This window comes from Azospirillum soli, from assembly GCF_017876165.1.
GTDB lineage: Bacteria > Pseudomonadota > Alphaproteobacteria > Azospirillales > Azospirillaceae > Azospirillum > Azospirillum soli.
The window spans coordinates 72,413-92,833 of the sequence record NZ_JAGINQ010000005.1 but is presented as its reverse complement, the minus strand read 5'-3'; the positions used below and the strand labels follow the sequence as shown (position 1 = coordinate 92,833).

Here is a 20,421-nt window from a genome sequence, read left to right as displayed (position 1 = left end):
TTTGTTTTTTGGATAAGATAACAAACGGCGCGTGAGACGCCCGGCCAGCGCCCGCCACCAGCGCCCGCCAAGGGAGATGACCCATGTACCAGCTGGACCCCCGGCAGACCGACATTCCTGACGACCTGACGCCGAAAAAGCGTCGCTTTGTCGCCCCGGAGCAGACCATCGGGCGATCCCCCGACGATCCCGAGGTGCAGCGGCTGCTGAACCTGTTCAACGACCGCGCCGCGACGGTGGCGGTGGTGGGGCTGGGCTATGTCGGGCTGCCGCTGTCGCTCGCCGCCTGCGAGGCCGGCTACCGCGTCATCGGCTACGACATCGACACGGTGACGGTGGAGGAGCTGAACGCCGGCCACAGCCCGCTGCACCACATCGGCGACGACCGCATCGGCGGCGCCGTCGCGACCGGCAACTTCGCCGCGACAATGGAGGCCGCCCGCTTCCGCGACGCCGACGCCATCCTGATCTGCGTGCCGACGCCGCTCGGCCCCCATCACGAGCCGGACCTGTCCTATGTGGAGGCGACGGCCCGCGCCATCGCCGAACATCTGCGGCCCGGCCAGCTGGTGGTTCTTGAATCCACCACCTATCCCGGCACCACGCGCGACGTGATGAAGCCGATCCTGGAGGCCGGCGGGCTGAAATCCGGCACCGACTTCTACCTCGCCTACTCGCCGGAGCGCGAAGACCCCGGCAACCACGATTTCGGCACCGCCCGCATTCCGAAGGTTGTGGCCGGCGACGGCGAGGCGGCCCTGCGGCTGGCCGTGGCGCTCTACGACCAGTTCGTGGTCGGCACCGTTCCCGTCTCCACGCCCGAAACGGCGGAAGCGGTGAAGCTGACCGAAAACATCTTCCGTGCGGTCAACATCGCCCTGGTGAACGAGCTGAAGATCGTCTTCGACCGCATGGGCATCGACATCTGGGAGGTGATCGAGTCCGCCAAGACCAAGCCCTTCGGCTACATGCCCTTCTATCCGGGGCCGGGGCTGGGCGGTCACTGCATCCCCATCGACCCCTTCTATCTGACCTGGAAGGCGCGCGAGCTTGGCATCAGCACCCGCTTCATCGAGCTGGCGGGCGAGGTCAACGCCAGCATGCCTTACTACGTCGTGCACCGCGTCCGGGAAGAACTGGACCGCCGCTTCCGCAAGGGCCTGACCAGCGCCCGCGTGCTGGTGGTCGGCATCGCCTATAAGAAGGACGTGTCCGACATGCGGGAAAGCCCGGCGCTGACCATCATGGAGTTGCTGGACGCCGCCGGGGCCAAGGTCGATTACTACGACCCGCATTTCCCAACTATCCCGCCGACCCGGCAGCACGCCGAACTGGCCGGCAAAGCGTCGGTCGCGTTCGAAGGCTACGTGCTGTCCCGCTACGACGCGGCGGTAATCGTCACCGATCACAGCGACGTCGATTACGAAAAGCTCCTGCGCTTTGCCAAGCTGGTGGTCGACACCCGCAACGTCGTGGGCGCGCTGGGGCTGTCCGAAACTCCCGCCGTGGTGGCCAAGGCATGACGAGCATGAAGACGACGGATTTGCCCCGTGTTGCTATGGTCGGCTGCGGCTATTGGGGCATCAACCTGCTGCGCAACCTGCACGCCATCGGCGCGCTGGCCGCCATCTGCGAGGCGGCGCCGGCCCGCGCCGCCGAACTGTCCGAACAGTTCGAGGTGCCGGCCCTGACCTTCGACCAGGCTCTGGCCTCCCCCGACATCGAGGCGGTGGTGCTGGCTACCCCTGCGGAGACGCACGCCACGCTCGCCGTCCGCGCCATCGAGGCTGGCAAGCACGTCTTCGTCGAAAAGCCGCTGGCGCTGTGCGAGGAGGATGCGGAAAAGGTCCGCCGGGCGGCCACGGCGCACGGCCGCGTCGTGATGGTCGGGCACCTGCTGCAATACCACCCCGCCTTCCTGCGGCTGAAGCAGCTGGTCGGCGACGGGGAGCTGGGGCGGCTGCGCTACATCTATTCGAACCGCCTGAACCTCGGCAAATTCCGCAGCAAGGAGGACGTGTTCTGGAGCTTCGCTCCGCACGACATCTCCATGATCCTGGCGCTGGCCGGCGGCACGCCCGACAGCGTGCTGGCGGTCGGGCACAGCTACCTGCACAACGGCATCTCCGACCTGACGACGACGCACCTGACCTTCGCCAACGGCATCGACGCGCACATCTTCGTGTCGTGGCTGCACCCCTACAAGGAGCAGAAACTGGTCGTCGTCGGCGACGACGGCATGGCGGTGTTCGACGACTCCCGCCCCTGGGCGGAAAAGCTGGTGCTCTACCCGCACCGCGTCTCCTGGCGCGACGGCGTGCCGGAACCGTCCAAGGCCGACGCCCACCCCGTGGCGCTTGAGGCGGCCGAGCCGCTGCGGCTGGAGTGCCTGCACTTCCTCGATTGCATCCGCGAGGCCAGGCGTCCGCGCACCGACGTGGCGGAGGGCATCGGCGTGCTGAGCGTGCTGGACGCCGCCCGGCGCTCCATGGCCTCGGGCAAGCCGGTCGCCATCAAGGCCCCGGACTATGTGGAACCGGCGCCCCCGCCCTACGTCGTGCACCCGACCGCCTGCGTAGACGAAGGCGCGCTGGTCGGCGCCGGCACGAAGATCTGGCACTTCAGCCACATTCTGAAGAACACGGAGGTCGGGCGCGACTGCACCATCGGCCAGAACGTGGTGATCGGCCCGGACGTGACGGTTGGCGACCGCTGCAAGATCCAGAACAACGTCAGCCTCTACGCCGGCGTGACGCTGGAGGACGGGGTGTTCTGCGGCCCGTCCTGCGTCTTCACCAACGTCAACAACCCGCGCGCCGAGATCGAGCGCAAGAGCGAGTTCCGCCCGACCCGCGTCGGCCGGGGCGCCACCATCGGGGCCAACGCGACCATCGTCTGCGGCCACGATCTCGGTGCCTACTGCTTCGTCGCGGCGGGGGCGGTGGTGACCAAGCACGTGCCCCCGCACGCGCTGGTCGTCGGCAACCCCGCCCGCCAGATCGGCTGGGTCAGCCACGCCGGGGAACGGCTGGGCGACGACCTCGTCTGCCCGCGCACCGGCACCCGCTACCGCCTGGACGACAAGCTCGGGCTGGTCGAGATCGCGGACACCCAAAAGCAGTTCGCCAAGTCGGCCTAAGACCAGAAGAACCACCCATCGTCATTCCCGAAATCGGGAATCCAGGGCACGTCGAAACGCTCCAGTGTTGCCCTGGATCCCCGTTTTTGCGGGACGACGGAAAAGAAAATCGAACACGAAAAGGGAAGAACCGGCATGACCGATCCAATCCCCATGCGCCGCCCCATCGAGTTCATCGACCTCGGCCGGCAGCAGCAGCGCATCCGCGAACGGCTCGACACGGCGGTCGCCCGCGTGCTCGACCATGGCCACTACATCATGGGACCGGAGGTGTTCGAGCTGGAACGGCGGCTCTCCGCCTTCTGCGACGTGCGCCACACGGTCAGCTGCGCCAACGGCACCGATGCGCTGGTCATGGCGCTGATGGCGAAGGACCTGAAGCCCGGCGATGCCGTCGTGGTGCCCAGCTTCACCTTCTGCGCCACCGCCGAGGCGGTCAGCATGCTGGGCGGCATTCCCATCTTCGCCGACGTCCTTGAGGACACCTTCAACCTCGACCCGGCGAGCCTGAAGCAAGCGATCTCCACGGCGCGCGACGAAGGGCTTCGGCTGGCCGGCGTCATCACGGTGGACCTGTTCGGGCAGCCCTGCGACTACGACGCCATCGAGCCCATCGTCCGCGAGAACGGCCTATGGCTGATCTGCGACGCGGCCCAGGCCTTCGGCGCCATCTACCGGGGCCGCCACGTCGGCACCATCGGCGACATCACCACAACAAGCTTCTTCCCGGCCAAGCCGCTCGGCTGCTACGGCGACGGCGGCGCGGTCTTCACCGACGACGACGAGACGGCCGAGGTGCTGCGGTCGCTGCGCGTGCATGGCCAAGGCAAGGACAAGTACGACAACGTCCGCATCGGCGTGAACGGGCGGCTCGACACCTTGCAGGCGGCGATCCTGCTGGAAAAGCTGGCCGTCTTCCCGGAGGAGCTGGAGGCCCGCGCGCAGGTCGCCGACCGCTACGACGCGCTGCTTCCGGTCGAGCTGGCGCGCCCGGCGCTGCTGCCCGGCACGACGTCGGCCTGGGCGCAGTACACGCTGCGCACCCCGTCGCGCGACGCGGTGCTGGCCCGGCTGAAGGAGCACGGGATGCCGGCGGCCGTCTACTACGCCCGCCCGCTGCACCGGCAGAAGGCCTACGCGCACTATCCGGTGGCCGGCGGCGAACTGCCCGCGACCGACCGCCTGACCGCGACGGTGCTGAGCCTCCCCATGCACCCGTACCTGACCGACGAAGACCAGCGCTACGTCGCGGCCAGCCTGCAATCCGCCTTCGGCGCCGTCCAGGCGGCCGCCGAATAAGCCGGGTATCAGCCAAGATGAACATCCTGCTCATCAACCACTACGCCGGATCGGACGGGATGGGCATGGAATACCGCCCGTTCTATCTGGCCCGCGAATGGGTGGCGGACGGCCACCGGGTGACCATCGTGGGGGCCGACTACTCCCACCTGCGGCACCACCAGCCGGTCGTCCGCCGCGACCTGGACGTGACGGAGGAGGACGGCGTCCGCTTCCGCTGGCTGCGCACCCGCCCGTACAGCGGCAACGGCGTGGGTCGGGTCGTCAACATGCTGACTTTCGTGTCCAAGCTGTTCGCCAACGCCGACCGCATTGCGCGGGAGGAGCGGCCGGACATCGTCATCTGCTCCTCCACATACCCGCTGGACATCCACCCCGGCGCGCGGATCGCGGCCAAGGCCGGGGCGCGGCTGGTGTTCGAGGTGCACGACCTGTGGCCGCTGACGCCGATGCTGCTCGGCGGCTACTCGGCACGCCACCCCTACATCCAGCTTCTGCAACGGTCGGAGGACTGGGCCTACCGCAACGCCGACGTGGTCGTGTCGATCCTGCCGGGGGCGCGCGACTACATGGTCGGGCGCGGCCTGGACCCGGCGAAGTTCGTGCACGTCCCGAACGGCATCCCCATCGCCGCCCTTCAGGGCACCGGAGCCGGTGACCTGCCGGAGCCGCTCGCCACCCGCATCGCGAAGGAGCGTGCCGACGGGCGTTTCCTGGTCGGCTATGCCGGCGGCATCAACTTCGCCGACGCCATCGGGACGGTGCTGGACACCGCCGTGCTGCTGCGGGACGAGCCTGTGTCCTTCATCCTCTGCGGCGACGGGCCGGGCGCCGGTGAGCTGAAGGAACAAGTCACCCGCGCCGGGCTCGACCGCTTCCACCTCGCGGGCGTGATCCCGAAACGGACCGTTCACCGCTTCCTGTCGGAGATGGACGCGCTGGTCACCCCGTGGAAGCGCAGCCCGCTCTACCGCTTCGGCATTTCGCCGAACAAGATGTTCGACTACATGCTGGCCGGCCGGCCGATCATCCAGGCCTGCGACGCCTGCAACGACCTCGTCGCCGAGGGGCAATGCGGCTTCACGGTCCCGCCCGAAGACCCGGCGGCGCTCGCCGACGCCATTCTCCGCCTGTCCCGCATGCCACCGCCCGAACGCCTCGGCCTGGGCGAGAACGGCCAGCGCTTCGTTCTGCAAAACCACGACTACCGCATCCTCGCATCCCGCTTCATCGCCGCGACCGCCGCGACCTGAGACGCAAAAGAGGCCAGCGCATGAACCACCTCGCCAGAAAGACGGCCGACCACAAGACCGCTTACGATCCCTGGCCGCGCGTGGACCGAAGCCGCCCGGTCGTCTGCGTCCAAGGGCTGGGCTTCGTCGGTTCGGCCATGTCCATCGCCATCGCCAACGCGCAGCGGGACGGCCGGCCGCGCTATTCCGTGGTCGGCGTGGACCTGCCGAACGAGGCCGGGCGCCACCGCGTGTCCTGCATCGACCGGGGCGAGATGCCCTTTCCCGGCGGCGACCCCGAATTGGACGCGGCACTCGCCCGCGCGCACGAGGCCGGCAACCTGACCGCGACCGACGATCCGGACATCTTCAGCATCGCCGACGTGGTGCTGGTGGACATCAATCTGGACATCGACTGGTCGGCGCCGGAGCCCATCGTCCATTTCGGCCCCCTGCAACGCGCGATGGACGACCTGGGCGCCCGCCTTCAGCCCGGCACGCTGGTCATCGTCGAGACGACCGTCCCGCCGGGCACCTGCGAGCGGGTCGTCGCCCCGCGCCTCGCCGCCGGGCTGGAAAAGCGCGGCCTGCCGCCGGACGCCATCCTGCTGGCGCACTCCTACGAGCGGGTGATGCCCGGAGCGCAGTATTACGAGTCCATCGTCAATTACTGGCGCGTCTACGCCGGCATGACGCCGGAGGCGGCCGACGCCTGCGAGCGGTTTCTCGGCACCGTCATCAACGTGCGAGACTATCCCCTGACCCGGCTCGGCTCCACCACCGCGTCGGAAACGGCGAAGGTTCTGGAGAACGCCTACCGCGCCATGACCATCGCCTACATGGAGGAGTGGGGACGCTTCGCCGAGGCGGTGGGCATCGACCTGTTCGAGATCGTCGCGGCCATCCGCAAGCGCCCGACCCACGCCAACATGCGCCAGCCCGGCTTCGGCGTCGGCGGCTATTGCTTGACGAAGGACCCGCTGTTCGGCGCGGTCGCGGCGCGCACGCTGTTCGACCGGCCGGACCTGGCCTTCCCCTTCTCGGCGGCGGCAGTGCAGACCAACGGGGCCATGCCGCTGGTGGCGCTGGACAAGCTGCGGCACCGGCTGGGCGGCAGCCTGTCGGGGCGGCGCATCCTGCTGCTCGGCGTCAGCTACCGGGAGGACGTGGGCGACACCCGCTACTCCCCTTCTCAGGTCTTCGTCGAGGCCGCCGAAGGCGAAGGCGCCGACGTGGTCGGCCATGACCCGCTGGTCACGGTGTGGCCGGAACTGGCGCGCGGGGTCGTCAACGACCTGCCCGACGCCGGGAACTTCGACGCGGTGGTCTTCACCCAGCCTTCCCGCTTCTACCGCGGCATCGACTTGGCCGCATGGCTGAAGGACGCCGATGTGGCGGTGATCGACGCCAACAACGTCCTGACGGACGCGCAACGCCGCCAACTGCGGGACATGGGCCGCAGCCTCACTTCGATCGGACGGGGGGACGCATGCTGAAAGTGCTCGTGACCGGCGGTGCCGGCTTCATCGGCTACCACCTCGCCCGCACGCTGGCGGAGCGCGGCGACGCCGTGGACATCCTGGACAACCACGGGCGCGGCGTGCGCGACGGCGCGTTGACCGACCTGCTGGCCCGGCCCAACGTCCGGATGCTGGAGGCCGACCTGTGCCGCCCCGGCCTCGCGGAGGAAATGGACGACGACTACGACGTGATCTTCCATCTCGCGGCCATCATCGGGGTGGCGCACGTCCGCTCCCGCCCCTATGAGGTTCTTTCGGCCAACGTCGCCATGCTGGAGACCGCGCTGGCGCTCGCCCGCCGGCAGAAGGCTCTCGGCCGCCTCGTCTTCGCCTCGACCAGCGAGATCTACGCCGGCACGCTCCAGGCCTTCGGCATTCCGGTGCCGACCCCGGAGACCACGCCCCTGACGGCCGGCGATCTGGCCGAGCCGCGCACCACCTACATGCTGTCGAAACTGTATGGCGAGGCGCTGTGCCGCTTCTCCGGCGTGCCCTTCACCATCGTGCGTTTCCACAACGTCTACGGCCCCCGCATGGGGCTGGCGCACGTCGTCCCGCAATTGCTGGAAAAAGCCCATCGGCTTCCCGAGGGCGAGCCGCTGGTGGTAGCCAGCGTGGACCACAGCCGGTCTTTCTGCTTCGTGGACGATGCGGTGGAGTATCTGCTGCGCATGGCGACCCTGCCGGCCTGCGCGAACGAGACCTTCAACATCGGCACGCAGGAACCGGAGGTGCGGATCGGCGACCTCGCCCAGGTCATCCTGGACACGGTCGGCCGGGGCAACCCGATCGCCGCCGCGCCGGAAACGCCCGGTTCCCCGTCTCGCCGCGCGCCGGACATGAGCAAGGCCATCGCAGCGACCGGTTACCGTTCCCGCATCGACCTCGCAACGGGGGTGCGGCGCACCTACGACTGGTACAAGGACCGCGTCTTCGACAAGGCCGAGATCTGCGCGGTTTGAAAACGAAACGAGGGCCTCTTTCGAGGCCCTCGCTTTCTTATCAGCCGTGGCTGGCCGAGGTCAGGTCGTGCGGCAGCGCATCGACGTGATCGACGGCGTGCGCGGCGTCATCGACGACCGGCACCACCGCGACCGTGGGCGCCGCCGGATCGGAGATCGCCGGAACTGTACCGGCGACCTGCTGCTGCACAAAGGCCAGATACTCCGGCGACAGATCGACCCCCAGCGGAGCGGCGCTCTGCGGCGTGGCGACCGTCTCGGTATGGGTCTTGCCGGGATCGAGGTCCCAGTTGTTGCCGTTCCCCCACACCTTGTTGTTGACATAGGTGTTGTTGGGACCGGTCAGGCCCTGCTCGGTGATGCCGTTGTAGGCGTTGTCGTGGACGCTGTTGTTGGTGACTTCGACATGGTCGGCCGGGGCCGTCTCGTTCACAAAGTCACCGGCGCCGACCAGGATGCCCGCACCGTTCTTGTACACCGTGTTGTCGGCAATCTTCACGTCGTGGGCGTCGTGCCACAGGTGGATGCCCACGCCCGGAACGTTCGACACGTCGTTGTGCTCGACCGTGCCCGAGGACGAGATGTAGATGCCGTGGATCAGGCCGTTGGTGGTCCCGGCCGGGCCGACGTTGTAGATGACGTTGTTGCTCAGCGTGAAATCGCCGCCGCCGTAATAGCCGTCGCCCTGGATGCCGGCGCCGCCGTTGGAATCGCCAAGCGCGTCGGCGTTGCGGGCGATGTCGTGCACCTTGCTGTTCACGATGGCCGAGCCGTCGCCGCTGGTGAACAGGCCCCAGCGCCACGGCGTGCCGCCGTGGGTGGCCGACCCGTCAACCTCGAAGCCGTCGATCTTGACGTGGTCGCCCCGGTTGTCCCAGGCGGTGTTGGACGAGGAGTCGGCCGGCGGAACGATCTTGGCGCCCCACTTCACGTCCGAAACATAGGTGATCGGGGCCGACGCCGTGCCGCTGGCCGTCGTCTGGAAGCCGCCCTCATAGGTTCCGGGCGCCACATGCACCGTGGTTCCAGCCTCGGCGGCTTCGGAAGCCTTAACGATGGACTTGAACGGCGAACCCTTGCTGCCGTTGTTGGAATCCGAGCCGTTGGTCGAGACGTAAAGATCGGCCATAGCGGAGTTTTCCTTCGTTATGCGCGCTTTTAAAAAGCAAGAAGCCGCGGTCGGGCGTTTGGAAGGGCCCATGGAATGTGCCCCACGAAAGCATGGGGGCTGCGGCGGATGGGTATGTCGGGCCAGCCGGATCGACCGCCAGCCCCGTTCGTCTGGCCCCAGAGAAAAGGCGATTATGGTTAACAAAACATTACCCGCCTGATTTTCCGCCGGACGCTCGCCGGAGGCGGCCGGAACCGGGATGGGTTGCCGGGGCGCACCACCCTCGTGCTACATGATGGCGTGCTGCATGATGGCCTGCAACCGCACGGCGGCCGAGGAAGAGCCATGTTCCACCGTTCCCCTCCCCCGACCCGTCCCACCGGTGCCGGAGCGCAATTCGCGGCGCTGGTCACCGACGTGGCGCGCACGGTGGGAGGCCGCTTCGCGGCGGTGGCCGTGCTGGCGACGCTGGCCGCCATTGCGGAGGGTGCCGGCCTTCTGCTGCTGATGCCGTTGCTGGACCTGCTGGGGATCACCGGCAAGGGCGACGGCTCCATGCCCATGCTGCGCGCGGTTGGGCAGCGGATCGGCCTTGGCGGTGCGCTGGTCCTCTACGTCCTGCTGATCGCCGGGGCGTCGGCCGTGGTCTGGGCGCGGATGGTGGCCGGCACGGCGCTGCTGCTGAACTACGTCGATGCCCTGCGCCGGCGCCTGCACGACGCGGTGATGGCGATGGGCTGGCCCGCCCTGGCGGCAAGGCGCCAGGCCGACCTCACCCACGCGCTGACCCAGGAGGTCGCGCAGTGCGGCAGCGTGGTGCATTTCCTCCTGCAGATGCTGGCGTCGCTGGTGCAACTGCCGGCGCTGATCGTGGCGGCCTTCCTTCTGTCGCCGGCCTTCACGGCGGCGGCGCTGCTGCTGGCCGGCGCCCTCGCTCTGGCGGTGCGACCCCTGAGCCGCCGCGCCTACGCCCTTGGCCACGCGCTGGGCGAGACGCGGCGCGCCCTGAACGCGGAAATTGCCGATCAGACAGCGGGCCTGCGCATCCTCAAGGCGCTGGGCGCGGAGACGGTGCGCGGCGCGGAGTTCCGCGCTCTCGCCGGTCAGGAACAGGAGCGGCAGCTGTCCCAGGCGCGGGCCTCGGCCACGGCGCGGATGACGCAGCGGGTGGCGGCGGCCGGGGCGGCGGCCCTGGCGGTCTGGGCCGGTCTCGGCCCGCTCGGTCTGCCGCTGCCGGAGATGCTGGTTCTGCTGGCCCTGTTCGCGCGCCTGATGCCGGCGGCGCTGCGGGTGCAGGAGACGTGGCGCGTCATCCTGCAAATGCTGCCGGTGCACGGCCGTCTGCTGGCGTCTCTGGAGGAATGGCGGCGGGAGGCGGAGCCGGCGCCGGCCGAGGTGCCCCCCGCTCTGACCCGCTCCATCGCCCTTTCCGGCGTGGGCTACCGGCACGCGGCGCGGGCGGACGGCCCGCCCACGCTGGCCGGCATCGTCGCGGCGATCCCGGCCAAGAGCACCACCGCCCTGGTCGGCCCGTCCGGCGCCGGCAAATCGACGCTGGCCGACATCGTCATGGGGCTGGTGGCGCCGGACGAGGGGGCGGTGCTGGTGGACGGGGTGCCGCTGGATGGCCCGGGGCGGGTGGCGTGGCGCCGCCGCATCGGCTATGTGCCGCAGGACCCCTTCCTGTTCCACCGGACGATCCGCGAGAATCTGGCCCTCGCCCGCCCCGACGCCGGGGAGGAGGATCTGTGGCGCGCGCTGGAGGAAGCCGCCGTAGCCGACGCCGTGCGGGCGCTGCCGCAAGGGCTGGACACCGTCGTCGGCGACCGGGGCGCCAGCCTGTCCGGCGGGGAGCGGCAGCGCATCGCCCTGGCCCGCGCCCTGCTGCGCCGGCCGGACCTGCTGGTGCTGGACGAGGCGACCGCCTCGCTCGACGCGGAGACCGAGGGGCAGGTGGCCGACACGCTGCGCCGCCTGCATGGGCGCCTGACCGTGTTGGTGGTGGCTCACCGCCCAAGCACCGTGCGCACGGCCGATCACGTCCTGGTGCTGGAGGGCGGACGTCTGCTGGCCAGCGGTTCCTGGACGGAGGTGTGCGGCACGGCCGGAGACCGGCTGGCCGCCCTGGACATGGCCGGGTGAATGGCCGCCCTGAATTGCGTGCCGCGCGATACCCATGTGGCCAGAATGGTGACAAGCGCACCGGGCAGCGCCGTGCCGCACCGCTCCCGCGCAATTGTGCTGGACCGAAAGCAACCGCGAAGTGCATAATTCTCGTGTTTTGCCGTGGGAATTCGCCCGACGTCCCACACCCTCCTTGCGCCTGGAGACACCTCAATGATCGCGATCGAAAGTCGCGTCGTCGCCGCTCCCAACCTGCTGTTGACGGAAATTGATGGCGAAACGGTGATGATGGAGGTGGAAAGCGGCCAGTATTTCAACCTGGACGCGGTGGGCTCGCACATTTGGCGCGAACTGGCCGCCCCGGTGGAGGTGGCCGTCCTCTGCCGTCGGCTGGAGGACGAGTACGAGGCTTCCCCGGAGCGCATCCGCGACGATGTCCTTCGCTTCCTGAACCAGATGCTGGACAAGCGGTTGATCCGGATCGAACCGTGATCGCTGCGGTTCTTCGCCTGGAGGCCTTTCTGGCCTTGGCCCTGGCTCGTGTCCTGCTGTTCTCCCTGCCCTGGTCGCGGACCTCGGCGCTGCTGGGCCGCTTCGCCGCACCGGCGGGAACCGGCGCGCCTCCCAGCCCGCGCGACACGCAGCGGGCGCGGGCGGTGGCGCGGCGGGTGCGCGGCATGGCCGACCGGCTGCCTTGGCACAGCACCTGTTTGGTCCGGGCGGTGGCCGGCATGCTGTTGTTGGCCCGCCGCGGCATCCCCGGCAGCGGCATCCGCTTCGGTGTGCGCAAGGAGGACGGCCGGCTGAGCGCTCATGCCTGGTTGATCTTGGGATCGGAAGTCCTGCTGGGCGGGGAGGAGGCGGACACCTACGTGCCGCTCGCCGACCTTGTCCGCCGGTCCGGGGGCGGGGCGGCGTGAACGCGACCGAGCAGGCGTCCACGGCGCCCGGATACGACTACGGCCTCTACGGCTTGCGGCTGCGCTCGCCGCGTCCGCTCCCCTTCCTGCGCCCGATTCCGCCGGACGCGGGAAAGGAGGCGAACGTGGAGATCCGCTTCGCCCCCGTCGCCTTGTGCAAGGAACCGGTCGTCCAATCGTCTCCCTTTTCCAGCATCCACGCCGACGGCACCATTGTCCTGACGCGGCCGGAAGGGGTCCGTGTGCTGATCGAGGGAGGGCGGTGCCTAACCGTGGATGCGGCGGCGGACCTGACGGAGGCTGAACTCCATACGTGGCTGTTCGGCCCGGCCATGATGATGCTCTGCCACCAGCGCGGCACCCCCCCGCTGCACGCCAGCGTGATCGAGATCGGCGGTCAGGGCGTTGCCATCGCCGGCGACGCCGGGGCCGGCAAATCGACCACGGCGCGCGCCCTGATGAAGCGCGGCCACCGGCTGCTGACCGACGATCAGGCGATCGTCGATCCGGAAAGCCGGCTGGTCCATCCCGGCTATCCGGCCATGAAGCTGTGGGACAGCGCGGCGGTCGCCTTCGGCGACGCGGTGGACGGGAGGCTCCGGGTGAAGCGGGGGTTCGCCAAGTTCTTCCGCCCGCTGGGCGAGGACTTCCACCCGGACCCGGTGCCTCTGGCCCTCGTGCTGGTGCTGAAGACCGTTCCGGGAGCGGCGGCTCCGGTGGTCGAGGCACAGCCCCCGATCGCGGCGGCGGCGGCGCTGCTCCACCGCCACCTGTCGGGGCCGGGGGTGGCGCGGGCGCTGGATCGCGGGCGGGCGGCGTTCCAATGGACCACCGCGCTGGCGCCGCGCGTGCCGGTGCGCATCCTGCGACGTCCCGACGATCTGGCGCGGCTGGATGCGCTGTGCGACGCCATCGGTGATCTGGTCCGATCGGTCGCGAAGGGGAACAGGGCATGAGCGCGATTGCGGGACTTTGGCATCTCGACGGCCGGCCGGGGGCGGCGGACCTCCTGACGCCCATGCAACGCGCCCTGGCCCCGTTTGGCGCCGACCGCGCCGACGCGTGGGACGGCGGGGCTGTCGCGCTGGGCAGCCGACTGACCGTCCTGCTGCCGGAGGACGTCCACGACCGCCAGCCGCTGGTCGGGGGTGGCGGACGGTTCGTGCTGGTGGCCGACCTGCGCCTCGACAACCGCCCCGAACTGGCCGAAGCGCTGGGGATCGACCAGCGTCGCGCCGGGGCCATGGCCGATTCCGACCTGCTGCTGGCCGCCTGGGAACGCTGGGGAGAGGGCTGCCCGGCCCGGCTGATCGGCGCCTTCGCCTTCGCCCTGTGGGACGCGGAGAACCGCCGGCTGCACCTTGTGCGCGACCAGATGGGCGAGCGCCCGTTGTTCTACCACCACAGCCCCGACCGCATCGTCTTCGCCAGCATGTATCACGGGCTGCACGCCTTGCCCGACATCCCGCTGGCACCCGACCTCGGCGCTGTCCGCGCGCACGCCGCCTTTTTCGCCGATTACAAGGATCGCAGCTTCCACGCCGGCATCAAGCGCGTGCCGCCGGGATCCCGGCTGGAGATCAATGCCGGCGGTTTGCGCGTCAACCGTTATTGGGAACTGCCCGACCCGGCGCCGTTGCGACTGTCCAGCGACGCCGAGTATGTGGAGGCGTACCGCGAGACCTTCGACCGGGCGGTGCGCGACCGGCTGCGCGCCATTGGGCCGATCGGCTGCCATCTCAGCGCCGGCTACGACAGTTCCGCCGTGGCGACCACGGCGGCGGCAATGCTGGCCGAACGGGGGCAACGCCTGAGCGCCTACACGGCGGTTCCCATGGACGGGGTCACCCTGCATCCCTGGCGAGGGCAGATCATCGACGAAAGCGGAATCGCCTCCATCACCGCCGGGCGCTACGCCAACATGGACCACATTCTGGTCGGCCGGGACGGCCGCGCGATCGGCGAAGATTTCGAGATGATCTTCACCTATCTGCAGCAGCCCATCCGCAACGCCTGCAACCGAGTCTGGCGCTTCGACATCGCCCGGCGGATGCAGGAGCGGAAGGAACGGGTCCTGCTGAACGCCATCTTCGGCAACCTGACCATCAGCTACAACGACCGCGAGGCGCTGCCGGAGATGCTGGCGACGGGACGATGGCTGCGCCTTGCGCGCGAACTGCGGCTGTTGGCGCGGGGGGGATACTCCGTTCCGGGGCTGTTGGCGGCGACGCTGACGCCGTTCACGCCGGAACCGGTTGTGGCGCTGGCGCGCCATCTGACCGGGCGCAAGCGGGTGACCCGCCGGTATGCCTCTCCCCTCAGCGAAGCGGCTCTGGCGGCGATCCAAACCGAAGAGGCCGAAGGCCGATGGGAGGATATGGCCCGAGTGGCGGTCGGCAGCGCCCGGACACGGCGGGGCCGCATCGGATTCGGGCTTTTTCAGGGGGACACCGGGGCCTTCAACACGGCAATGCTGGGCGCCTTCGGTACGGACGAACGCGACGCGAGCCGGGACGTGCGTTTCATCAACCTGATCCTGTCGCTGCCGAGCCGGATGTTCCTGCGCGACGGCCAGGCCAAATGGATCTACCGGCAGGCCTTCGCCGGGCGGGTGCCGCCGGAGGTGATGATGCCCGCTTCCCGCAAGGGCTACCAGAGCGCCGACTGGATGCACCGGCTGGCGAAGGGACGGACCAGGATCAACGCGATACTCGATCAGGCACGGGGCGTCGCGGCCATCGAAGAAATGTTCGACATGCCGGATCTCGTCCGCCTGTCCCGGGAAGAGCTGGTCTTCGACCAGGCACACCTACCGGAAGTCCGCGACCGGCTGCGCTTCCGCTTTCTGACGGGCATCTGCAACATCGACTTCCTGCTGCGCGCCGGTCTGGGGCGGACGGGTTGACCCTCGCGTCCGCTCCCGGCACGGAGACCGGGCGCGTTCAGCCGTCAGCTGCCGAAGCCGTCGTCACCCTGGACACCGCCCGTGTTCCCGGTGCTGTCCACGATATCGAAAGCCGTGAGCTTCGGCTCGCTCCAAGGCTTCCGTTCCCGACGCTCGTCGGCGTCTTTTACGGCGATCGCTTCGCTCATACTTCCTCCAGTTTCGCGCTGCAGCGGGTTGAGCGTTTCAACCCAGTGTTGGGCAAGGGCCAGAATCGTTACCTCTTTTGGCCCTGCCGGTCAATGTTTTCAGGGCCGCCACGCGTCAAGGCCGCGGGTCGGGTGGGACGATTGACGCAAACCTCCGGACGCCGGCCTTGATGCCGTCCAAGTCTCCGTCGGACCGTTGCGGCGAGGCCACGACGGCGAATCGCCGAAGCCTTCAGCGGCTTTCGGATGCTGCGGGGCGACCATTTCCGCTCACTCCCCCCAAGCCGGTCGACCTCTGGCGGCAAAATGCGATGCCAAGCACCACCATTCCGTTCATGGCGAGCATTTTCAAACGGAAACTCCCGCAAAAACGCCCTCAATATTACAGAGTTGCAATGAAAAATCGAATCTAACCAATTTTATTTATGCCACACGTCATGTACAGTCTGCGGGCAACCATTATTGCCCGAATCTGCACGATAAAAATCGCTTGATACGGGCGCAAAAGCCAAGGAGGAGCCAATGGCGGAGGCATATATCGGGGAGATTCGCCTCTTTCCTTACAACAATATCCCGAGCGGATGGCATGTCTGCGACGGGTCGCTGCTGACCGTGCAGCAGAACGTGGCGCTCTTCTCACTCCTCAGCACGAGTTTCGGCGGTGACGGCCGGACCAACTTCGCTCTGCCGGACCTGCGCGGCCGCACCATCATCGGCGCCTACGGGGTGAACCAGAACGTCGCCACCCAAGTTGGCGGCAAGGGCGGCACCGAGACCGTCACCCTGACGCAGACGCAGATGCCGGTTCACAACCACACTCTGCAAGGCTCCAGCTCGAACGCCGGCACGGCAAACCCGACCAACGGCTATTTCGCCGTGCCGACAGCGCCGTCGACCCTGACGAACCCGCCGGCGACGCCGCCGATCTACAGCCCGGCCACCACGCCGCAAGTCGCGCTGAACTCCAACATCATCCAGCCGGCCGGGGGAAACCAGCCGCACGAGAATCGGCAGCCGTTCATTGCCCTGCAATACTGCATCTGCGTCAGCGGCTACTACCCGCAGCGGTCCTAATCAATAATTATTGGGAGATTGACCATGGCCGAACCTTACGTTGGAGAGATTCGCCTGTTCGCGGGCAATTTTGCACCGAATGGCTGGCATCTGTGCGACGGCAGCCTGCTCGCCATTCCGCAATACGAGTTGCTCTACGCCCTGCTTGGCACCACCTACGGCGGTGACGGCCGGACCACCTTCGGCCTTCCCGATCTGCGCGGCCGACTGCCCATCGGTACGGGCAGCGCCAACGGTGATCCCAACCAGGGCGGGACGAGCGCCTATACGCTGGGCCAGACCGGCGGCGCCACGACCGTGACGCTGACCGAGGCCCAACTTCCGTCCCACACCCATTTGCTGACGGCCACCAGCACCCCCGCCACCCAGACGTCGCCGGTCGGCGGCATCCTGGCCGACCCCACCGACAACTTCAATTCCTACATTCCCTATTCATCGACCGGCGTCATGCGCGTGATGGCCAATAACTCGCTGCTGCCCGCCGGCGGCAACGCGCCCCACAACAACGTTATGCCCACCATGCCGTTGACCTACATCATCGCGCTGGTCGGCCTTTACCCGGCTTCGAGCTGAGCGAGGGGGAGCAGAATCATGGACGCATTCTTTGGTGAGATCCGCGCATTTCCGTACAATTTCGTCCCAATGGGCTGGATGGAGTGCGCCGGCCAGACACTCAATATTCAGGCCAACCCCGCCCTGTACTCGATCCTCGGCATCCGCTTCGGCGGCGATGGGCAGACCAACTTCAAACTTCCCGACCTGCGCGGCCTCGCCGCCACCTCATTCGGGCCCGACGCCCTTGCGAACCCTTGGCCGTTCGGGCAGTCGCAAGGCGCGCCCACGGTTACGCTCAACCAAACCCAAATCCCGTCGCACGACCACGTGATCCAGACGCAAGGCGGCACTCCCCGCCTGACGGCGCCCGGAAACACGGCCATGCCAGCGGCCCCCCAGTTCATCTCGGGCGGCACGACCTACGTGTACCCGGCATATGCCAGCGCCACCGCCAGCCCGGCGCCGGTGGTGGCGCCGATGTCCCCGATGTCCATCAGCGTGGCCGGCGGGGGGCAACCCCACGACAACCATTCGCCGTACCTTGTCTTCCACTGGTGCATCAATGTCGATTCACCCGACTCCGTGTATCCGGTGAAGGACTGAGCGGGGGCCGGCGGTCGTGATTCCCGCGACACCGGCGCCGCTTCCGGAGTTTCCGAAGGTCGGGCAGCTTCCCCTTGGGAGGCTTGCCCGGCCGGCCTCCGGATACCGGCTGCGGCCCTGCCGCAACGCCGACCTGCCTTTTCTGCGCCGCCTCTACCGGCACGCCCGGGATGCCGAACTGGCCTCGACCGGCTGGCCGGAAGAGATGAAGCGCGCCTTCTGCGAGCAGCAGTTCAACGCCCAGCACACCGATTACCTGCGCCGCTTTCCGGCGGCAGACTATCTTGTGATTCAGGACGGGCGCGGTCCGGCCGGCCGGTTGTATGTGGATCGCTCCTCCTCCGACCTTCACCTGATCGACGTCAGCCTGCACCCCGCCCACCAGGGCCGCGGGCTGGGCTCGGCCCTGCTGCGCGTGTTACAGGAACTCGCCGCACAGCGGGGCGGCGGCGTCACGCTGAACGTCGCCCTGGACAACCATCGCGCCGCCTCGCTCTACGCCCGCCTGGGCTTCCATCCGGAAGGGGACGGCCCGACCCACCGAACGCTGCGCTGGATACAGCCGCCTCCCTGACGCGAATATTGATTATGTTCATTGGATGGTCTGGAAAACGTAAGCCCTGATAAGACGTTCCTATGTTCTATCCGGACTGTACCCCTTACGAAGACTAGACGGGCCAGCCGCCCCGCTATAGCATGTGCTCCATTAGAAAAACGCGATGAAGATGGCGGCCCGCTGACGCTGCGACCGGCCCATCACCCTTACCGCGCTTCATGGCGGAGGCATCGTCATGGGCGATCTCATGGGCGATAACGCCGAACGGACGTCCCACGACCAATCCCGGTTCCCGGCCGCGCGCCTATCCCGGCCGTTGTGCGGGCAATGCCCGGTCCGGGACGGCAGTCTGTGTCGCCGGATGGAGCGCCGGGATCGCGACCGGCTCTTTCCCTTCGGCGCGCGCATCCAGACCCGCAGGGCCGGGGCGCGGCTGTTCCACCAGGGCGAGCCGTTCGATCACATCCTCATCCTGCAATCGGGCTGGGCGCTGGTCCACAAGCTGTTCGAGGACGGCGAGCGGCAGATCGTCCGTTTCGTCCTGCCCGGCGATCTGATCGGCTTCGAGGGGAATGAGGAGGCCGGCATGGCCTACACCGCCGAAGCCATCACCGACGTGACCGTCTGCGCCATCAAGCGATCCGTCTTCTACCGCGCCTGCGCGCAATCGCCCCGGCTGGCGATGAGTTTCGCCTCGCTGGTGACGCGCGAGGCGCTGTCCGCCTGGAACCATGTCGGGGCCCTGGGGCACCAGACGGCGCAGGGGCGGGTCGCCAACCTGCTGCTCGACCTGCACCGGCGCGTCACCGCCCACCGGAACCCAAAGGACAGCGTCCTGCACATTCCTCTCAACCAGGTCCACATCGCCGACGCGACCGGACTGACGCCCGTGCACGTCTGCCGGACCCTGAAGCAGTTGAGGACGGAAGGGCTTCTTGATTTCCGGAAGGGCGCGCTGGTCCTGCTCGACCCGGAGCGTCTGGCCGAGATCGCGCAACTCGATCCCGACATTGCGCCGGAAGGCTCCATGACCATCCCGCCGAGCGCCGTCGCATGACCGCGCCATTCCTGGGGAGGCCGCACCGATGACAAGACGTTTGAGCCCCCTTCTTTTCCTCGTCCTGCTGGCGCTGCCGTCGCCCGCGCCGGCCGCAAGCGATGGGCCGGGCAACCCCGGCTACGGCCGGCAGGAAGCGGAGGAGCTTTGCGGCGGCTGCCACCGCGTGTCGCGGGACGGTTCCCCCAAACCCCCGGCCATGGTCGATGACACGATCGCGCCGGACCTGACCGAGCGGGTGCGCGATCCCGCCATCACCGAGCTGGCCCTGCGCAGCTATCTGCGGACCTCCCACCCGGTCATGCCGAACATCCGCCTGACCGAGGAGCAGACCGACGACATCGTCGCCTATCTGCTTTCCCTGAAAGGAAACCCGCGATGAAACGGCCCCCGCACCCCGTCATGGCCCTCGGCGCGGCCGCGCTTGCGGCGCTCCTGACCTCCGCCGCCTCGGCGCAGCCAGCCGATCCCGTCGCCGGCCGCCGCCTCGCCAACCGCTGGTGCACCTCCTGCCATGTGGTGGACAGCGGGAAGGGCGGCACCGACGCCGTGCCGACGCTCGCCAGCATCGCCCGCGATCCCAACCGGGGTCCGAACTGGGTCCGGCAATGGCTGACCTCTCCCCACCCCCCGATGCCCGACCTGAACCTCTCCCGCAACGAGATCGAGGATGTGGTGGCCTATCTGCAAAGTCTGGCGCGCTGACCCGCCCTCGGCGGCGAACCTAATCCAGGTTAAGGCCCGCGCGCGGAAATGGGTGCTGAATGGCCTCCGCAGCAGGAGGCCCCACCATGCGCAGGCACGCCAAGATCTGGTTCGTGCTGGCCGACGGCAGCAAGGCGCGCGTCTTGCTGCACCGCGTGGGAGAGCCGCGCCTGTTCGAGGAAATCGCGTGCGCTTCCGCGTCACCGTTGGAGACCGGGACGGGAATTGCCGACCTGATCAACGAGGCCGCCGCGCATGGCCTGTTCGACGGGCTGGTGCTGGTGGCGCCGCAGCGCACCTTGAGCGGCCTGCGCCACGCGCTGCTAAGCCCGGCGGGAGAGCGCCTGATCCATGGCGAGCCCAAGGATCTCATGGGTCTGCCGGGGCCGTTGCTGGCGGCGCGACTGTCGGCCCTGCTGCGCCGCCATACGGCGCTGTCACGGGTGAGGATGTGAACACATCGAGCCGGGG

General features: G+C 68.4%; 21 protein-coding genes. 19 read left to right on the top strand and 2 right to left on the bottom strand.

The window, feature by feature from the left end:
• The first annotated feature begins 83 nt into the window (after nucleotides 1-83).
• The 6 genes from J2852_RS10130 to J2852_RS10105 all read left to right on the top strand — a co-directional run bounded on the left by J2852_RS10130 (nucleotide 84) and on the right by J2852_RS10105 (nucleotide 8,152).
• Nucleotides 84-1,523 (top strand): nucleotide sugar dehydrogenase, encoded by a 1,440-nt coding sequence (locus J2852_RS10130; protein WP_209874782.1) that lies wholly within the window; start codon nucleotides 84-86, stop codon nucleotides 1,521-1,523.
• The gene (locus J2852_RS32005) at nucleotides 1,520-3,139 is read left to right on the top strand and encodes a Gfo/Idh/MocA family oxidoreductase (protein WP_281418440.1); all 1,620 of its coding nucleotides are present in this window, start codon (nucleotides 1,520-1,522) and stop codon (nucleotides 3,137-3,139) included. The genes J2852_RS10130 and J2852_RS32005 overlap by 4 nt, the downstream gene beginning before the upstream one ends.
• Before the next feature lie 135 nt (nucleotides 3,140-3,274).
• Nucleotides 3,275-4,438 (top strand): DegT/DnrJ/EryC1/StrS family aminotransferase, encoded by a 1,164-nt coding sequence (locus J2852_RS10120; protein ID WP_246499465.1) that lies wholly within the window; start codon nucleotides 3,275-3,277, stop codon nucleotides 4,436-4,438.
• A gap of 17 nt (nucleotides 4,439-4,455) precedes the next feature.
• Nucleotides 4,456-5,691, top strand: coding sequence for a glycosyltransferase family 4 protein (locus tag J2852_RS10115; protein ID WP_209874779.1), 1,236 nt, complete (start codon nucleotides 4,456-4,458; stop codon nucleotides 5,689-5,691).
• Nucleotides 5,692-5,711: 20 nt separating this feature from the next.
• The gene (locus tag J2852_RS10110; RefSeq protein WP_209874775.1) at nucleotides 5,712-7,166 is read left to right on the top strand and encodes a nucleotide sugar dehydrogenase; all 1,455 of its coding nucleotides are present in this window, start codon (nucleotides 5,712-5,714) and stop codon (nucleotides 7,164-7,166) included.
• A complete protein-coding gene (locus J2852_RS10105) occupies nucleotides 7,160-8,152 on the top strand; it encodes an NAD-dependent epimerase/dehydratase family protein (protein ID WP_209874772.1) in 993 nt (330 codons plus the stop codon). The genes J2852_RS10110 and J2852_RS10105 overlap by 7 nt, the downstream gene beginning before the upstream one ends.
• Nucleotides 8,153-8,192: 40 nt before the next feature.
• On the opposite strand, the gene J2852_RS10100 is transcribed toward J2852_RS10105, so the two are convergent.
• Entirely contained in the window at nucleotides 8,193-9,281 is a 1,089-nt protein-coding gene (locus tag J2852_RS10100; protein ID WP_209874770.1) for a right-handed parallel beta-helix repeat-containing protein, read from the bottom strand.
• 327 nt (nucleotides 9,282-9,608) lie between these two features.
• Here J2852_RS10100 and J2852_RS10095 point away from each other — a divergent pair, with 327 nt between their 5' ends.
• The 5 genes from J2852_RS10095 (at nucleotide 9,609) to J2852_RS10075 (ending at nucleotide 15,212) form a co-directional block, all read left to right on the top strand.
• Nucleotides 9,609-11,405 carry an ABC transporter ATP-binding protein gene (locus tag J2852_RS10095; RefSeq protein WP_209874767.1) on the top strand — a complete coding sequence of 599 codons (1,797 nt, stop codon included), beginning with the start codon at nucleotides 9,609-9,611 and terminating at the stop codon, nucleotides 11,403-11,405.
• Nucleotides 11,406-11,600: 195 nt separating this feature from the next.
• On the top strand, nucleotides 11,601-11,879 hold the full coding sequence (locus J2852_RS10090) for a PqqD family peptide modification chaperone (RefSeq protein WP_209874764.1): 279 nt from the start codon (nucleotides 11,601-11,603) through the stop codon (nucleotides 11,877-11,879).
• Nucleotides 11,876-12,307: a lasso peptide biosynthesis B2 protein gene (locus J2852_RS10085; protein WP_209874761.1), complete on the top strand. Its 432-nt coding sequence runs from the start codon at nucleotides 11,876-11,878 to the stop codon at nucleotides 12,305-12,307. Before J2852_RS10090 ends, J2852_RS10085 begins: the two co-directional genes overlap by 4 nt.
• Nucleotides 12,304-13,263, top strand: a complete 960-nt coding sequence (locus tag J2852_RS32220) for a serine kinase (protein ID WP_209874758.1) — start codon at nucleotides 12,304-12,306, stop codon at nucleotides 13,261-13,263. The genes J2852_RS10085 and J2852_RS32220 overlap by 4 nt, the downstream gene beginning before the upstream one ends.
• Nucleotides 13,260-15,212, top strand: a complete 1,953-nt coding sequence (locus J2852_RS10075) for an asparagine synthase-related protein (RefSeq protein WP_209874755.1) — start codon at nucleotides 13,260-13,262, stop codon at nucleotides 15,210-15,212. Before J2852_RS32220 ends, J2852_RS10075 begins: the two co-directional genes overlap by 4 nt.
• Before the next feature lie 44 nt (nucleotides 15,213-15,256).
• Here the strand turns inward: J2852_RS10075 and J2852_RS10070 are convergent, their stop codons facing one another.
• Entirely contained in the window at nucleotides 15,257-15,400 is a 144-nt protein-coding gene (locus J2852_RS10070; protein WP_209874752.1) for a hypothetical protein, read from the bottom strand.
• A 522-nt stretch (nucleotides 15,401-15,922) separates the two neighbouring features.
• On the opposite strand from J2852_RS10070, the gene J2852_RS10065 reads away from it, so the two are divergent.
• The 8 genes from J2852_RS10065 (at nucleotide 15,923) to J2852_RS10030 (ending at nucleotide 20,405) form a co-directional block, all read left to right on the top strand.
• Complete coding sequence (locus tag J2852_RS10065) at nucleotides 15,923-16,474, top strand: phage tail protein (RefSeq protein WP_209874749.1); 552 nt, start codon at nucleotides 15,923-15,925, stop codon at nucleotides 16,472-16,474.
• Nucleotides 16,475-16,498: 24 nt separating this feature from the next.
• On the top strand, nucleotides 16,499-17,047 hold the full coding sequence (locus tag J2852_RS10060) for a phage tail protein (RefSeq protein ID WP_209874745.1): 549 nt from the start codon (nucleotides 16,499-16,501) through the stop codon (nucleotides 17,045-17,047).
• Between the two features lie 18 nt (nucleotides 17,048-17,065).
• On the top strand, nucleotides 17,066-17,632 hold the full coding sequence (locus J2852_RS10055; protein ID WP_209874743.1) for a phage tail protein: 567 nt from the start codon (nucleotides 17,066-17,068) through the stop codon (nucleotides 17,630-17,632).
• Between the two features lie 16 nt (nucleotides 17,633-17,648).
• Entirely contained in the window at nucleotides 17,649-18,206 is a 558-nt protein-coding gene (locus J2852_RS10050; protein WP_209874740.1) for a GNAT family N-acetyltransferase, read from the top strand.
• A gap of 343 nt (nucleotides 18,207-18,549) precedes the next feature.
• Entirely contained in the window at nucleotides 18,550-19,245 is a 696-nt protein-coding gene (locus J2852_RS10045) for a Crp/Fnr family transcriptional regulator (RefSeq protein ID WP_209874738.1), read from the top strand.
• Between the two features lie 28 nt (nucleotides 19,246-19,273).
• A complete protein-coding gene (locus J2852_RS10040) occupies nucleotides 19,274-19,627 on the top strand; it encodes a c-type cytochrome (RefSeq protein WP_209874735.1) in 354 nt (117 codons plus the stop codon).
• Nucleotides 19,624-19,950, top strand: coding sequence for a c-type cytochrome (locus J2852_RS10035; protein ID WP_209874732.1), 327 nt, complete (start codon nucleotides 19,624-19,626; stop codon nucleotides 19,948-19,950). The genes J2852_RS10040 and J2852_RS10035 overlap by 4 nt, the downstream gene beginning before the upstream one ends.
• Before the next feature lie 86 nt (nucleotides 19,951-20,036).
• A complete protein-coding gene (locus J2852_RS10030; protein ID WP_209874729.1) occupies nucleotides 20,037-20,405 on the top strand; it encodes a baeRF12 domain-containing protein in 369 nt (122 codons plus the stop codon).
• The last annotated feature ends 16 nt before the right edge of the window (nucleotides 20,406-20,421 follow it).